This is a genomic window from Chloracidobacterium sp., from assembly GCA_025057975.1.
Lineage (GTDB): Bacteria > Acidobacteriota > Blastocatellia > Chloracidobacteriales > Chloracidobacteriaceae > Chloracidobacterium.
Map to the genome: position 1 here is coordinate 1 of JANWUV010000005.1, position 14,597 is coordinate 14,597.

The 14,597-nt window shown below is 61.8% G+C and carries 14 protein-coding genes and 5 tRNA genes; 6 read left to right on the plus strand and 13 right to left on the minus strand.

Going from position 1 to position 14,597, the window contains the following annotated elements; translation table 11 throughout:
* The 5 genes from NZ585_05350 to NZ585_05370 all read right to left on the minus strand — a co-directional run.
* The coding region (locus NZ585_05350; protein ID MCS7079466.1) for a GTP-binding protein at positions 1 to 235 on the minus strand (235 nt) is incomplete at its 3' end.
* Between the two features lie 80 nt (positions 236 to 315).
* Positions 316 to 388: transfer RNA gene (locus NZ585_05355), tRNA-Thr, on the minus strand.
* Positions 389 to 393: 5 nt separating this feature from the next.
* Positions 394 to 468 (minus strand) — tRNA-Gly (locus tag NZ585_05360).
* 12 nt (positions 469 to 480) lie between these two features.
* A tRNA-Tyr gene (locus NZ585_05365) sits at positions 481 to 568 on the minus strand.
* Between the two features lie 19 nt (positions 569 to 587).
* Positions 588 to 660 (minus strand) — tRNA-Thr (locus NZ585_05370).
* A 246-nt stretch (positions 661 to 906) separates the two neighbouring features.
* Here NZ585_05370 and NZ585_05375 point away from each other — a divergent pair.
* On the plus strand, positions 907 to 1,116 hold the full coding sequence (locus tag NZ585_05375; GenBank protein ID MCS7079467.1) for a hypothetical protein: 210 nt from the start codon (positions 907 to 909) through the stop codon (positions 1,114 to 1,116).
* Between the two features lie 32 nt (positions 1,117 to 1,148).
* Here the strand turns inward: NZ585_05375 and NZ585_05380 are convergent, their stop codons facing one another.
* The 8 genes from NZ585_05380 to NZ585_05415 form a co-directional block, all read right to left on the minus strand.
* Positions 1,149 to 1,790 carry an MBL fold metallo-hydrolase gene (locus tag NZ585_05380; protein MCS7079468.1) on the minus strand — a complete coding sequence of 214 codons (642 nt, stop codon included), beginning with the start codon at positions 1,788 to 1,790 and terminating at the stop codon, positions 1,149 to 1,151.
* Positions 1,787 to 2,503 carry a Fic family protein gene (locus NZ585_05385; GenBank protein MCS7079469.1) on the minus strand — a complete coding sequence of 239 codons (717 nt, stop codon included), beginning with the start codon at positions 2,501 to 2,503 and terminating at the stop codon, positions 1,787 to 1,789. Before NZ585_05385 ends, NZ585_05380 begins: the two co-directional genes overlap by 4 nt.
* Before the next feature lie 5 nt (positions 2,504 to 2,508).
* Entirely contained in the window at positions 2,509 to 5,628 is a 3,120-nt protein-coding gene (locus NZ585_05390) for a CusA/CzcA family heavy metal efflux RND transporter (protein MCS7079470.1), read from the minus strand.
* Between the two features lie 5 nt (positions 5,629 to 5,633).
* Positions 5,634 to 7,040, minus strand: coding sequence for an efflux RND transporter periplasmic adaptor subunit (locus tag NZ585_05395; GenBank protein MCS7079471.1), 1,407 nt, complete (start codon positions 7,038 to 7,040; stop codon positions 5,634 to 5,636).
* Between the two features lie 93 nt (positions 7,041 to 7,133).
* Complete coding sequence (locus tag NZ585_05400; GenBank protein MCS7079472.1) at positions 7,134 to 7,553, minus strand: hypothetical protein; 420 nt, start codon at positions 7,551 to 7,553, stop codon at positions 7,134 to 7,136.
* Positions 7,554 to 7,777: 224 nt separating this feature from the next.
* Positions 7,778 to 9,754 carry a protein kinase gene (locus NZ585_05405; protein MCS7079473.1) on the minus strand — a complete coding sequence of 659 codons (1,977 nt, stop codon included), beginning with the start codon at positions 9,752 to 9,754 and terminating at the stop codon, positions 7,778 to 7,780.
* A 31-nt stretch (positions 9,755 to 9,785) separates the two neighbouring features.
* Positions 9,786 to 10,772 (minus strand): L-lactate dehydrogenase, encoded by a 987-nt coding sequence (locus tag NZ585_05410; protein MCS7079474.1) that lies wholly within the window; start codon positions 10,770 to 10,772, stop codon positions 9,786 to 9,788.
* Between the two features lie 356 nt (positions 10,773 to 11,128).
* Complete coding sequence (locus NZ585_05415) at positions 11,129 to 11,284, minus strand: hypothetical protein (protein ID MCS7079475.1); 156 nt, start codon at positions 11,282 to 11,284, stop codon at positions 11,129 to 11,131.
* On the opposite strand from NZ585_05415, the gene NZ585_05420 reads away from it, so the two are divergent.
* From NZ585_05420 to infC, 5 genes are all read left to right on the plus strand, one after another.
* Entirely contained in the window at positions 11,285 to 11,485 is a 201-nt protein-coding gene (locus NZ585_05420; GenBank protein ID MCS7079476.1) for a hypothetical protein, read from the plus strand.
* Positions 11,486 to 11,554: 69 nt separating this feature from the next.
* Positions 11,555 to 11,740, plus strand: a complete 186-nt coding sequence (locus NZ585_05425) for a hypothetical protein (GenBank protein MCS7079477.1) — start codon at positions 11,555 to 11,557, stop codon at positions 11,738 to 11,740.
* Between the two features lie 110 nt (positions 11,741 to 11,850).
* A tRNA-Val gene (locus NZ585_05430) sits at positions 11,851 to 11,925 on the plus strand.
* 112 nt (positions 11,926 to 12,037) lie between these two features.
* Positions 12,038 to 13,966 (plus strand): threonine--tRNA ligase, encoded by a 1,929-nt coding sequence (gene thrS / locus NZ585_05435; protein ID MCS7079478.1) that lies wholly within the window; start codon positions 12,038 to 12,040, stop codon positions 13,964 to 13,966.
* A 125-nt stretch (positions 13,967 to 14,091) separates the two neighbouring features.
* Complete coding sequence (gene infC, locus NZ585_05440) at positions 14,092 to 14,589, plus strand: translation initiation factor IF-3 (protein MCS7079479.1); 498 nt, start codon at positions 14,092 to 14,094, stop codon at positions 14,587 to 14,589.
* Positions 14,590 to 14,597: the final 8 nt, after the last annotated feature.

Sequence of the window (14,597 nt, forward strand, 5' to 3'; positions counted from 1 at the left end):
CATAGTGCCGCGCCGCCGTCTCGTACTCCACATGCGCCGTGTTGATCGTAATCCCACGCGCCTTCTCCTCCGGCGCCGCGTCAATCTGATCGTAGCTCTTCTTCTGCACCCGCGGATTCTTCTTCGCCAACACCGACGTAATCGCCGCCGTCAACGTCGTCTTCCCGTGATCCACATGCCCTATCGTCCCAATGTTGACATGCGGCTTGCTCCGGTCAAACTTCTCCTTCGACATGTCAAAACCTCAATAAATGCCGCGCGTTGCCGCGAAAAATAGTGCATCGCCCACCTTCGAGGGCGATGCGAAATTACAAGAGCCCATAACCGGACTTGAACCGGTGACCTCTTCCTTACCAAGGAAGTGCTCTACCGACTGAGCTATATGGGCGTGAATGGAGCGGGAGACGAGATTCGAACTCGCGACCAACGGCTTGGAAGGCCGTGACTCTACCACTGAGTTACTCCCGCCCAAACCCAAGCTGGTGCAGGGGACAGGATTCGAACCTGTGAACTCACTGAGGAGGGCAGATTTACAGTCTGCTGCCATTGACCGCTCGGCCACCCCTGCACGTTGCCAAATTGTGAAGAGCCGGCGAGGGGACTCGAACCCGTGACCTACTGATTACAAGTCAGTTGCTCTACCAACTGAGCTACGCCGGCGGATAAACCTCCTTGGTGGTGTACACCATGCTTTCCTCGAAAAATCGCTATGTTAGCACAGCGGCCGCCAATTGCAACAGCTTTCTTCCCGTTGTTAGTTGCGCCGACTTGGCCGGTTACGGAACACGTGTAATAATGCGCACACTTTCGCCGAATCCAATCGGCGGTGGATGCGCCGGAGGCGGCGCGCTGCCGCCGTCCCACTTCCGACCCGTCACACGGTCAAACCCATGGGAGGCTATCGGTATGTCCCCTTTACGGATTGGATTGCTTGTTGCCGCCATTTTGCTGGCCATCGTGGGCGCGTGGCTTTACATGAGTCAGACATCCTCGACAGAAACCTACAAGTTTTGGATCGCCATCGTATGTTTTGTGGCCGCTGGCGGTTCGGCTCTTGGCTTTTTCCTCACCAAACCAGAAGAGCGCGCAGAAGACATCAGCATTACGAAGTTTTAGTCGCGTGGCGGACATTGACCGCCGCTTCACCGTCAACTTGTCCAGCGGATGCGGCCGCTCAGGAACGGGTTTACAGCTAACTCACGCGCTACGGTTGTAGACGGCCCATGACCGGGATGGATCTGGTAGTGCTCGCCCAAGGCCACAATGCGCTCTTCGATGGATCTGATAAGCGTCGGGCCGTCGCCGCCCGGCAGGTCCACTCGCCCAACTGATGAGGCGAACAAACAATCACCCACCCAGGCGTCCGTTTCACTGTGGAGCATCACGTGTCCGGGTGAATGTCCGGGCACGTGGCGCACCTTGACTTGTTCCCGCCCAAACGTCAGTACGTCGCCGTCTTTCAGGTACACATCCACCGGCGGCGCTTCCTCTAGCGTGAAGCCAAACCACGCCCCCTGCTCCGGCAACTGCCGGTACAGAAATTCGTCCGCCGGATGCAGATAAATCGGCGCGCCCGTCATTGCCTTGAGCGCCCCAGCGCTCCAAAAATGGTCGAGATGGGCGTGCGAAACAACGATGTGCGTCACTTTCAGCCGCTCCCTACGGATGGCGTCCGCGATGGCGTCAAACTCTTCACCGGGATCAATGACCAAGGTCTGTTGGGTTTGTTCACAAATCAAGAAGTAGGTGTGCGCCTGAAATGCGCCGGTGGTCACTCGAAAGAATCTCACTTGAGTTCCTCCTGTTCAGACTCAATCCGCTCATATGCCGCCAGTAGCCAGCGCGCAAACAGCTCCAAGCCCGGCTGCGTGATCATTTGGAAAGCATACCCGACAGCGTCCCGGTAGGCCGACTGTTCCTCGGCGATCGGGATCAGTGGTGGCAGCCCGGCGCGCAGCGTGTAAAAACTCGCCAGCAGGCGCGTCAGCGTTGCGCTGTGCGCGGCGAAAGGCTGTAAGTCCAGCATTCGCAGATGGAACAACCCAGCCTGCTCAACCGGATGGAGCTCGGCAAACGCATCCGTCGTAAACCAGTCGAGTGTCATGTCCAGCAACATCGGCAGCACCGTCGGTGACGCCGGACGGTGGGTTTCCACCTGGGGACGACCTTCATCGGTGCGCCAGACCGGATGGCTTCCCTCGTTATTGCCGATCAGCGCCCGGCAGGCCGCTTCCAGATCGGCGCGCGTCAGCGCGTCCCGATGGCCGTCGGGTTTGGCCGCCGCCCGCGCCAATAGCCACCGCGCCGCCCGTTCTAGCGCCGCCAGCGGCGGCCCGTCAGGCGGCGGCTCGTAGGCGCGCAAACCCTCGACCCATCCGGGCAACAATCGCGCCTGCGCTCTGGCGACGGCTTCGGCCGGCCGGCTTTTCTGAACGTCTTCGAGGCGTTTGGCCCAGTTCGACGATGGGCGGTAGGAATCACTGTAAATTGGCAGTTGGGCCATCCGGGTTACACCTCCTTACCGGCGTGCGCCGCTCGCTGTTCCATCCATTCGTAGAGGATGGGCAGCAACAGCAGCGTCAGCATAGTCGCCGTCACTAACCCGCCGATGACGACCGTGGCAAGTGGCCGCTGCACTTCCGCACCGGCCGAAGTCGCCGTCGCCATCGGCAGAAACCCTAGGCTGGCGACCAGCGCCGTTGTAAGCACCGGCCGGACGCGCGTCAGCGCGCCCTCCCGAACCGCCGTTTCCAGTGGAAAGCCCTGACGACGCAAGTTTCTGATGGCGGAAATCAAGACGAGCCCGTTGAGGACGGCGACGCCGAACAGCGCGATGAAGCCGACGCCCGCTGAAATCGAAAACGGCATGCCGCGCAGCATCAGCGCCGCCACGCCACCGACGGCTGCGAAGGGCACGCCGGTGAACACCAGCGCCGCCGCACGCGCTTCTCCAAACGACATGTAAAGCAGTGCGTAAATAAGCAGTAGGGCGACTGGGACGACCACCGCCAGCCGCGCCGCTGCGCGTTGCAGGTTTTCAAACTGCCCGCCAAACGTGATGCTGTAGCCGGGCGGCAAGGAAACCTCCCGCTTGAGTCGCGCCTGCGCCTCGGTCACAAAACTTCCGATGTCGCGCCCGCGAACATTGCACTCCACCACCATCCGGCGACGGCCGCGCTCACGCGACACCTGCGCCGGGCCTTCCGTTACGGCTACGTCGGCCACGGCCGCCAGCGGGACGCGCGTCCCGGTCGGCGTCGCAAGCGTCAACGCCTTGAGTGTTTCAACGCTCCGCCCGCTTGCCTCGTCCAAGCGCACCACGAGGGGAAACCGCCGCTCGCCTTCATAGACGACGCCGACCTCGCGCCCGACGACGACCGATTCCACCAGCAGGTTGACCGCCTCGACATTCAGTCCGTAGCGCGCCAGCGCCGCCCGATCCGGCGTCACTTGCACCTGCGGCATGCCCGTGATGGTTTCCAACTTGACATCCGCTGCGCCGGGAATGTGCGCCAGCGTCTGTGCAATTTGTTCAGCCCGGCGGCGCAGAATGTTGAGATCGTCGCCGAACACCTTGACGGCGATATCCGATTTCGCGCCGGAGATGAGTTCAGATACGCGCAACTCAATCGGCTGCGTGAAGCTGAATCGCGCTTCCGGGACGCGCCGCTTCAGCGCGTCGCTCATGGCGGCGATTAGGCCTTCGCGGGTGCGTGCCGTTCGCCATTCGTGCGGTGGTTTCAAGCCAACGTACATATCGCCCAGCTCGATACCCATCGGGTCGGTGGCGATTTCGGCGCTGCCGTTTTTCGTCACCACCTTTGTCACCTCGGGAAACGTCAGCAGGACGCGCTCGACTTCGGTCGCCGTACGGACGGCTTCCGCGACCGACACGCTGGGCAGTCGTTGAATCTGGATGGCGAGCGCGCCTTCTTCGAGCCGGGGGATGAACTCCGCGCCCAGTGAGAGCGCGGCTGCGCCGGCCGTCACGAGCAGCCCAAACGCTACGGCTGCGGCTTGCGCCCGTCGGCGACGAACCACGTCAAACGCCGGGGCATACCACCGTTTCGCCCAACGGATCAGCGGTGCTTCGCGTTCCGCCACCCGACCGCGCAGTACGAAGACAAGCATGGCTGGGACGTAGGTCAGCGACAAAACGCCTGCGCTGCCGAGGGCGCAGAGTACGGTCAACGCCATCGGCGCAAACATCTTGCCTTCAACGCCGCGCAATGCCAGCAGCGGCACGTAAACCAGCGCGATGATGATTTCGCCGAACATCGTCGCGCGCCGCACTTCACTGGAGGCCGCGACGACTACCTGCCGCCGCTCGATGGTCGTCAGCGCGCGTCCAAGGTCATGCCGCCGCTCGGCGACGCGCCGGATGCTGTTTTCGGTCAGAATCACTGCGCCGTCCACAATCAGCCCGAAATCAATGGCGCCAAGGCTCATTAGGTTGCCCGAAATCCCCAGCGCCTGCATGCCGACCGCTGCGCCTAGCATCGAGAGTGGAATGACAGTCGCCACAAGCAACGCAGACGGCCAGTGTCCCAACAACAAAAGCAGTACGCCGATGACGATGAGCGCGCCTTCGGTCAGGTTCCAGATCACAGTGCGGATGGTGCGGCCGACCAGCTCGGCGCGGTCGTAAAACGGCGCAATGTGGACGCCCGGCGGCAAGGTGGCGGCAATCTCTTCAAGGCGCTCGGCGACGGCCTGCGTCACGGTTCGGGCGTTCGCGCCTTTGAGCATGAGCACAATGCCGCACACCGTTTCTCCTGCGCCGTCAGCCGTCACTGCGCCCTGCCGTACCGCCGGCGGCGCGCACACGACTTCGCCCACGTCGCGGACAAACACCGGCACGCCGTCGCGGCCGGTCTTCACGACAATGCGCTTGATATCTTCCACGGACTGCGCCAAGCCGACGCCGCGCAGAAGGTACTGCTCCGGCCCGCGGACGATGGACCCGCCGCTGACGTTGGCGTTGTTGCGCGCTACGGCGTCCATCACGTCGCGGAGCGTCAGCCCGTAGGCGTGCAGCTTGGCCGGCTCGATACGGACTTGATACTGCTTGCTCAGGCCGCCGTAGCTGTTGACTTCGGCGACACCCGGCATTCCAAGCAGCTGGCGGCGGACAATCCAATCCTGGATGACGCGCAGGCTCATGGCGTCGTGACCGGCGTCGGGTGCGGCGCGCAGCTCATACTGGTACACCTCACCCAGCCCGGTGCTAATCGGGCCAAGTGACGGCGAGCCGCCGCCGGGCGGAATCTGGTCGCGGGCGGACGCCAACCGCTCGAACACCAACTGGCGGGCGCGGTAAATGTCTACGTCATCGTCAAAAACTACTGTCACGGCCGAAAGTCCAAACTTCGACAGTGACCGGATTTCCTCGACGCCGGTCAGCCCGGCCAGCGCGGTTTCAATCGGGAACGTGATCTGGCGCTCAACTTCGAGCGGCGTCAGCGCCGGGGCGGACGTGAGCACTTGCACTTGGTTGTTGGTGACATCCGGCACGGCGTCAATCGGCAGCCGCCGGAAGGCGTCCAGTCCGGCGACGACCAGCAGCAAAACGCCCAGCAGGATGAGGCTCGGATGCGTCGCCGAAAAGCGCAGGATGCGGTCAAGCATGGGCGTTACTCCTCTCTGTCCGCCAAACCGATCAGTTGCGTTTTGAGCGCCAAGCCGCCCCGGACGACCACACGCTCGCCGACGGCCAGTCCCCGGCGGATGGGGACAACATCGCCTTGTGCGTCGCCAATCTCCACCTCGCGGACGTGGAACTCATGCGGCGATGCGCCTGCGACAAACACGACCGTCCGCTCACCGAGTCGGTGGACGGCCTCGGTCGGCACGACAAGCTCCGGCGCAGCGGCCGGCGTCAGGAAATCCACGTCGGCGAACATCGCCGCCCGCAGACGTTCGCCCGGATTGGGGACCTCAATCCGCACTCGCACTGTGCGGGTGTCGGCGTTGATTTGGGCTTCAATGAAGGCGACGCGCCCGCGCAGCGCCTGTACGCCCAGTGCCGGCACATGAACTTCAACCGGCTGCCCAAGGCGAATGGCCCCAAGCTGGGCTTCAGGGACAGCCGCGATGACCCACATTGTGCGCAAATCCGCAATCGTCAGCAGCGCCGTCCCGGCTTGGACAAACGCGCCAACGTTGACCATCCGGTCGGTGACGACGCCGGACAGCGGCGCCGTGAGCGTAATTTCCGCCGTCGGGTGGTCGGCGGCAGCAGTCGGCGGCGCGCCCAAAGCCGCAAGTTGATCCTCGATGTGCTTAACCTCGACTTCGGCGACTTCAAGCGCCGCCCGCGCTTCGCGCAAGTCGCGCTCCTGGCCGACGACGCGCTGAAAATCGTACTCTGCCTTGGCTGTGGCGTAGGTCGTTTCGGCGTCCTGTAGTTCCTGCCGCGACAGAATGCCAGCTTCAAACAACTGTTTGAAGCGCTGGAAGGTGGCCTCGGCCTGCGCCAGCCGGGCGCGCGCCTGTGCCAAGGCGATCCGGCTTTCGTCACGCTCAACGCGCCGGAGGTTGCGTGCCGCAATGTCGCGGCGGGTTTCCGCGTCGTGCAGCCGGATGTGGAGGTCGGCAATTTCCGGGCTGTCCAGAACGATCAGCGGTTGACCGGCACGCACACGCGCGCCCTGTGCGACAAGCGCCCGTATAACCCGCCCGGACACCAACGGGGCGACCACCACATTCGCCTGTGGGTTAAGTTCAACCGTTCCCGCGACGCGCAGGCGAGTCGTGAGGCTTTGCATGCGCGCCGGTTCGACAATGACGCCTGCGGACGATTCAAGCTCAATGACCGACTTGCGCGCCGTCTCTCGTACAGCGGCAGGGGACGGCTTTGTTGCTGTTGTCGCCGGACGGCGCAGGTTCAGCCATAGCCCGACACCGGCCGCTAGGACGCCCAGCGCGGCCAGCGTCACCGCCCAAGCGAGCCAGCTCTGCCTGCGCGACGGCGTAGCAGGCGGCGGCACAGCCGTCGCCTCTCCAGCCGGTATGGTTTCCGGCCTGATTTCCGTTGTCATGACGATGCTCCTGACCAACTGCGTTGTTGATGGAAAGCGGCCGCGCATCCGTGTGTACGGGCACGGGCGCACGGCGACGCACAACAGCGATGGTCAGGCGAGTCGCGGCGGATGGAAGATGCTTTTGAGGAAGAGCCGGGCGTACCAGACCAGCCGAACCGTGGGGCGCGCTGCGGACGACAAGACAAAGCACTGCGGTGGCAGCGCGACGGTCGGCGCGTCAAGCAGCGACTGGGTGTTCCAGAAACAGGAATGCACGGGCAGCAATCGCTCCGCCGTCTCAAGCCCGGTAGGGACGGCCGTCCAGCCCGGCGTTGGCGCCGTTGCATCGGATGGCAGGGCGACAACGGCCGGAACGACGCAGCCAAACAGTTCGGCGGCGGCGTACTGCGGGTTCAGCATGTGGACGACGCACAGATCGAGGAACAGCCAAGCGAGGAAGAAGCAGCCGAAGCGCCGGCGCCAAACCAGCTTGCGGTGTTGGAACAGGAAAAAGCGCGCGCGGGTGTTCATGGCGTTCCTCCGGGCGAAAACGTAGTATGCGCTTACGCTAAGGTCAAGCCGGTGTTTTGCTTGACGGCATCTGCGCCTGTCCGGTCTCCGGTGTTTCCGGCCAGCTGACGCGAGGTCGCTGACAAAGCGAGCTGATAGCGTTGTCACCACCGGCGTCGAACCACGCCTTTCATTGTTGGCACACGCCAACCACCAAGCCGTCGGCGCAGCATTTTCGCGGAGAGTTAGAGGGCAGTTTGCCGGAGCATCCGCGCAAGCGCGGCGGCGGTCGGTCGGTCGGCTGGACGCTTAGCTAGCGCCGCGTTGATGGCGTTAACCAGTCCCGACGGGGCGTCCGGCCGCCAATCCCAAATTGGTGCCGGCGTCGCATGCAGGATGGCGTCCAAGACTTCGTAGTACGACTTGCCGTCGAAGGGCAGCCGGCCGGTTGTCATTTCGTACAGCACAATCCCTAGCGAAAACACGTCTCCGGCGAGGGAGGCGTGGGCGTCGTTCGCCGCCTGTTCTGGAGACATGTACGTAACTGTGCCGACTAGAACACCGGGTTCAGTGATGTCGGAGACAGCAGGCAAGTGGTCATCCGAAGCCGACATTGGCGTTCCTTCTGTTCCGACATCCAGCTTGGCGAGGCCAAAATCAATGATGTGGACATTACCCTCGGCGTCAAGTTGCAGATTGGACGGCTTGATGTCGCGGTGAACCACGCCGCCGGCATGGGCCGCCGCCAGCCCTTCGGCGGCCTGCGCCCCAATGCGGCACACGTCAGCGCAGGTAAAGCGCCCCTGTTCACGTAGACACTGCGCGATGGTTTTGCCTCGGATGTATTCCATCACCAGATAGGGTACGCCTTCGACTTCGCCAATCTCGTACAGAGTAGCGATGTTGGGGTGGTTGAGGTTGGACACCATGCGGGCTTCGCGCAGAAAGCGCCGCCGGGTTTCCGATTGGTGGGCGTAGCGGGCTTTGAGCACCTTGATAGCGACCTTGCGGCCGAGTTCGCCGTCGCGCGCCAGAAAAACATCGCCCATGCCGCCGCCGCCTAACCGCTCAATGACCTCGAACCGCCCAAAGCGCGTCGGCGTCGCCGCCCCGTTCAACTGCAGCGACTGGGTGTCATCCTGTGAGGTTGGCTGCAGCAGCGCTGGAATTTCGAGCGTCGGCGGCACGGTGACGTGTTCGCCGACGCTGCGAACCGGACGAAGCACAAGCGGCAGAAAACGCCGTGAAAACCAGCGCGGGCTCCCATCGGCTTCCAAGACGACATACCCAGCGCGCTTGAAATCCTCGAAGACATAAGTGTGTTCCCGCAGAATAGGTTGCCCCGATGCCAGCGCCTGACACACCGCCCGCTCGTCCGCCGAGAAATGCTCCCATAGATAGCGAAAGTGGCCCCGCACCTCGTCGTCAAAGGCTTCCTCCACCGCCGCAAGGTCGAGGCGGCCGCTCTCCTGAAGCTGTTCAAAGTAAATCGAACAGGCGATTTGCAGGTAAAAGGGAAAATTGCCGCTCAACCGCCGGATCTCGTCGGCGTACGGAGCAAGCGGGATGCCCGCCGCTTCGGACGGTTGCACAATCAGTTCGGTAGCTTCATCGTCGGGAAAAGCGCGTAAGTAGATGTTTGTGAAGATGTTGAAAAACGGGGAGTCGGCGATCTGCTCGGCGTGACACAGTTCCTGAAGGTCACGCCCCGACGAAGTTACATACGCTACTTCGTAGTTGTTCGCCAGCGCCCGGAGAAAGGCGAAGAAATCCGCCGAAAAGGCGCGGTTCGAGGTCAGAATGTCAAACTCGTCGAAGACGGCGATCAGCTTGCGGTGGGTCGCCCGCAGCGTATCAAGCGCCGCGTGTATGCCGTCGAAGCCGCATTTGCCGCTGGGAGGCAACGCCGCACTGCGTTCGATTTCCACCAGCCAAGCGTCCAGAAAATCATCCAGCGTAATGCGCCGCCGCTGCTGCAAATCAAAAAACACAAAGACATACTCTTCCGGCCGCGACAAATACCGCTCGCGTACGGACGGTGCGCACAGGTAGTTCAGCAATGACGACTTACCGATACGTCGGTCACCGACGACGGCGATGGACTGCGGTCGTCCGGCTCCCAGCCGCGAGAAAATCCGCGCGACTTCGCGCCGGCGACCGTAAAACTGCGCTGGGTCTCGAATGGCGACGCGGTTGAGGTAGGGATTGATCGTTTTGGTCATATTGCGCCCGCCGCAAACTCCCGCCGCAAACTTAGGAATGAGACTGCTGCGAGTCGGCGACCGACAGTTGATCGGCAGGGAGCGCTTCCGCAATCCGCTCCCGCAGCACGGCCGCCGAATGCCGCAGCGCCGCCAGTTCCGAGTCGTCCAGCGCCGGCAAGATGCTGGTTTCGAGTCCGGTTTGCCCGACGATGCTCGGCAGACTCAAGCAAACCCCCGACACCCCATACGCTCCCTGCAAACGGACGCTGACCGGCAGGACGCTGCGTTGATCGTCGAGAATGGTCCGCGCCAGCCGGGCGATGACCAAACCAATGGCAAGGTTGGTGTAGCCCTTCCGCTCGATGATGTCGTAGGCGCTGCGGCGCGTTCGCTCAAAAATGGCGTCCAGCGCCGGACGGTCATAAGGACGGCCGTTAATGACGTTGCCAATTAGGGGCAAACCGCCGATGTGGGCGTTGCTCCAGACGGGAAATTCCGTATCGCCGTGCTCGCCCAGAATGTAGGCATGCACTGAGCGTGGGTCTACGCCGTAGTGTTCCCCTAGCAAACTGCGAAACCGCGCCGTGTCGAGCATGGTCCCTGTGCCGATGATCAGCCGCGCCGGCCGTCTGGATAGCGCCTGCGCCACATAGGTCAACACGTCCACCGGATTGGTCGCAATCACGAGCAGCGCCTGCGGCGCGTGGCGATCCAGTTCAGCCAGAATGGCGCGAAAGACGGCGACGTTGCGCTCCATCAGGTCCATCCGCGTCTCACCGGGCCGCTGGCCGACTCCGGCGGCGATAATCACCAACTGCGCCTCAGCCAAGTCGGCGTAGTCCCCGACGCGCACGCGCGTCGGGCCGGCAAACGGCTGCCCATGCATCAGGTCAAGCGCTTCGCCTTCCGCACGGCGCTGATCCTTGTCAATCAGAATGAGGTCGCCGGCCGTCCGCTGCATAAACAGCGCATACGCCGCCGCGACGCCGACATTCCCCGTCCCGACAATGCCGATGGTTCGCTTCTGGATGACCATGCCTGCGCTCCTCGTCGGAAAACTTGCTGTGGGTTAAGGATACATCGCCCTTCGGTAGAATCTAAGCCGTTGCTTGGCGGTCGCCTCAGACGTAAAGCGCTGCCTTACCCCCCCCACACACACACAGACGCTGACGGAGTTGCTGCATGAAGTCATCGCCTTCCCGTTGTCTTTTACGGTGGTTTTTGAGGCCTTTGCTCTGGGGAGTGTTGGGCGCGACGGCTGCGCAAGCGCAACAGGCAATCGAACATGCCCTCGGCCGACATCACACCGAAGGGACGCCACTTCATCATGCACGAGACCCAGTGGCGACCGTAGAACCCGGGCCGCTACTGGTACGGAACGAACTTCTACTGCTACGGCATCGGTAAGAACACTGAGTTGGCGTTGACGACGTACAACAGCGGCACGCCGCAAGCGCCAATGAAAACATTGGCGTCAGGTTCAAAGCCGCCGTCCTGTTTTTCCAGAAGAAACACCCCAAGTTGGAAGTCAAGTGGACGTTTGGACAAATGCTGATCTACAACTTGCGCGGCAAGGGGTTGGGCGGCTTTACGTACTCACACGGCAGCTTGGTGCTGCCGAAGACGCACACCCGCCTCACCGCCGGCGTCAGCTTCGGGACGCGGAATCTCTTCAAAAAGACCACGGTTCACCCTATCGCCGCGTTCGAGCAGCCCATCATTAAGCACCGGCTGTATCCTGTTGGGTGAGTGGTTTTACGGCCGGCATGACTTCGGCTTCTTCACGCCGGGCGTCCTGTTTCATCCGGCCAAGATCACATGATCGTCGTCGCCTACAAGATTCCCAATCACCCGTCCAACGGTAAGAGCGGTCTGGTGATTGAGTACGGCTTCTTTTGCGGCGGCAAGGAAAACGGCGGCGGGCATCACGATCACGACGACAATCAGCACTTGCCGCCGACGCCTAAGCTGGCGCCCAAGCCCAACGCCGCCCTGCGTCCGTAGGCAGGTGAAGGCAAGAGCCGGTTTCGCGGATTTCCTTTGACAGCCGACGGTGAGACCGGTACATTCCACGACCTACTGTCGCGTCGTCGGTTTGGCGTCGGGCGGCTTGCAGTCGCGTAGCTCAGGGGTAGAGCACTACCTTGACACGGTAGGGGTCCACGGTTCAAATCCGTGCGCGACTACCACGTTGATCCCGTCCGGATGCCGAACCGACGGCGCGGCTTTGTCTGTAGGCGTGGGTATTGACCACGCAATCTTTTGGGGGCGAGGAATGTTGGGAAGTTCCTCGTGACGTGTATGGAGTCATCCGCCGCGCACTCCGCGGCCGCTGGTTTGACGGCCTTTCGTGTCCTTCAGGCGCGCGACGCCGAGTCCGCCAAACGCGCCATTGCGGCGCGGGTTAACGGCGAACTGTGCGACCTAAGCTACGTCGTGTCGGAAACCGACCTGGTAGAGCCGGTGCTTCCCGAAGACCCGGAAGCGCTGGAGATTTACCGTCACTCGACGGCGCACCTGCTGGCCGCCGCTGTTCTCGATTTGTTCCCGGACACCAAGTTGGGCGCAGGGCCGGCGCTCAAAGATGACCCCAAGGGGGGCTTTTACTACGACTTTCTTCAGGAAAAGCCCTTTACGCCCGATGATCTGGTGCGCATCGAGAAGCGCATGCGGGAAATCGTCAAGCGCAACGTTCCGTTTCAGCGCGTTGAAATGACCCGTGAAGAAGCGCTGCGGAGGTTCAGCGCCGATGAACTCAAATGCTACTTCATTAGGGAGAAGGGCGGCGAAAACCCCAGTTTTTACACCCTCGGCGACCGGTTCATTGACTTTTGTCGCGGTCCGCATGTGCCCAGCGCCGGGCGCATTAAGGCGTTCAAGCTGCTTTCGGTTGCTGGCGCGTACTGGCTAGGCGATGAAAAGAACCCGCAGATGCAGCGCATCTACGGCACATCGTTTTTCACCCAGGAGGAACTCGACGCTTGGCTTCAGCAACGGGAAGAAGCCGCCAAGCGCGACCATCGTAAGCTCGGCAGGGAACTCGACCTGTTTAGCTTTACGGAGGAGGTCGGCAGTGGACTGGCGCTGTTCCATCCGAAGGGGGCGCTGATTTTGCACCTGTTGCAAGAGTTTCTCTATGACGAGTTGCTGGCGCGCGGCTACGACTTGGTGCGCACGCCTCACATTGCGTCCAGTCGGCTGTGGGAAACGTCGGGACATACGGCTAAGTATCGCAGCGATATGTACCCCGCCATGCAGTTTGAGGACGAGCCGGTTGCATACCAACTCAAGCCGATGAACTGCCCGTTTCACATCCAGATTTACAAATCTCAGCCGCGCAGTTATCGAGAGCTTCCGCTGCGCTACGCTGAAATGGGCACGGTGTATCGCTATGAGCGGTCGGGCGTCCAGCACGGTCTGTTGCGCGTGCGCGGGTTTACGCAGGATGATGCGCACCTGTTCTGTACGCCGGAAACGCTCGAAGACGAAATTATCGGCTGCTTGGACTTTGCCCAGACGGTTTACGCCACGTTTGGTTTCGAGTACAAGATTGAGCTTTCCGTCCGTGACGCGCAGGATCACACGAAGTATCTAGGCGGCGACGAAGTGTGGACGTTGGCGGAAACAGCGCTGACGAAGGCGCTTAACAAGCTGGGGTTGTCCTACACGCGCGTCGAGGGCGAGGCCGCCTTTTACGGCCCGAAGATTGACATCAAAGTCATTGACGCCATCCGGCGGACGTGGCAGTTGGCGACGATTCAGGTGGACTTCAATCTGCCGCAGCGGTTTGGGCTGGAATACATCGGCCCCGACAATCGGCCGCATACGCCGATTATGGTTCACCGCGCCATTCTGGGATCGCTGGAACGGTTTTTCGGGTTGCTAATTGAGCACTTCGGCGGCAAGTTCCCGGTGTGGCTGTCGCCGGTACAGGTCGCCGTCCTCCCCATTGCCGACCGGTTGAACGACCATGCGGCGGCGGTCGCGCGGCGGCTACGTGCAGCCGGACTACGGGTTGAAGTGGACGCTCGCAGTGAAAAAATCGGCGCCAAGATTCGTCAGGCGCAGTTGCGCAAGATTCCCTACATGATTGTTTTGGGCGATCGTGAAGCCGAAACCGGCGACGTGGCGGTTCGGACGCGCAGCGAAGGCGACATTGGGACGCTTACTCTGGAAGCGTTTGTGGCCCGCGTCACCGACGAGACGCGGCGACGGCTGATGACGCCCTGAGTCAACGGCCGCGTGCGTTGCGCGGCTCAACGGAAACCGGCATGGTCCTCGTGACATTGCCCTAACAAAGGAGTTGTCATATCGCCATCTCACCGCATCGAAGCGCCCGCGACCGTGGCCCACAAGTGCCTATCAATGAGCGGATTCGCCACCGTGAAGTGCGGGTTATAGACGAGGAAGGTCGTCAACTCGGCATCATGCCGCCCCATGAAGCGTTGGCGATCGCTCAGGAACGAGGGCTGGACTTGGTGGAAGTCGCGCCCCAAGCTAACCCGCCGGTTTGTCGTATTATTGACTACGGCAAGTGGCAGTATGAACAAAAGAAGAAACAGCACGAGGCTAAGAAAAAGCAAACCGTCATTTCGGTCAAGGAAATCAAGCTTCGCCCGGCGATTGGGGATCACGACTATGAGTTCAAGAAGAACAACGCCATTCGCGCTCTTGAAGAAGGCGACAAGGTAAAAGCCTCTGTGCGTTTTATTGGGCGTGAGATCACCCACCGCGAACTGGGCGAGCGCCTCTTGGCTCGTCTTGAAAAAGACCTTGCGCACGTAGCGACGGTAGAAGGTCGCCCTAAGATGGAAGGCATGACGATGTTTGTGATTTTCGCGCCGAAGAGATGAGCTGGCGG

Coding starts and splice junctions, on each gene's coding strand:
- NZ585_05410 (MCS7079474.1), bottom strand. CDS start 10,772: ATGGTCATCCAGAAGCGAACCATCGGCATTGTCGGGACGGGGAATGTC.
- NZ585_05395 (MCS7079471.1), bottom strand. CDS start 7,040: ATGACAACGGAAATCAGGCCGGAAACCATACCGGCTGGAGAGGCGACG.
- NZ585_05385 (MCS7079469.1), bottom strand. CDS start 2,503: ATGGCCCAACTGCCAATTTACAGTGATTCCTACCGCCCATCGTCGAAC.
- thrS (MCS7079478.1), top strand. CDS start 12,038: ATGGAGTCATCCGCCGCGCACTCCGCGGCCGCTGGTTTGACGGCCTTT.
- NZ585_05400 (MCS7079472.1), bottom strand. CDS start 7,553: ATGAACACCCGCGCGCGCTTTTTCCTGTTCCAACACCGCAAGCTGGTT.
- NZ585_05375 (MCS7079467.1), top strand. CDS start 907: ATGTCCCCTTTACGGATTGGATTGCTTGTTGCCGCCATTTTGCTGGCC.
- NZ585_05405 (MCS7079473.1), bottom strand. CDS start 9,754: ATGACCAAAACGATCAATCCCTACCTCAACCGCGTCGCCATTCGAGAC.
- NZ585_05425 (MCS7079477.1), top strand. CDS start 11,555: ATGATCGTCGTCGCCTACAAGATTCCCAATCACCCGTCCAACGGTAAG.
- NZ585_05390 (MCS7079470.1), bottom strand. CDS start 5,628: ATGCTTGACCGCATCCTGCGCTTTTCGGCGACGCATCCGAGCCTCATC.
- NZ585_05420 (MCS7079476.1), top strand. CDS start 11,285: ATGCTGATCTACAACTTGCGCGGCAAGGGGTTGGGCGGCTTTACGTAC.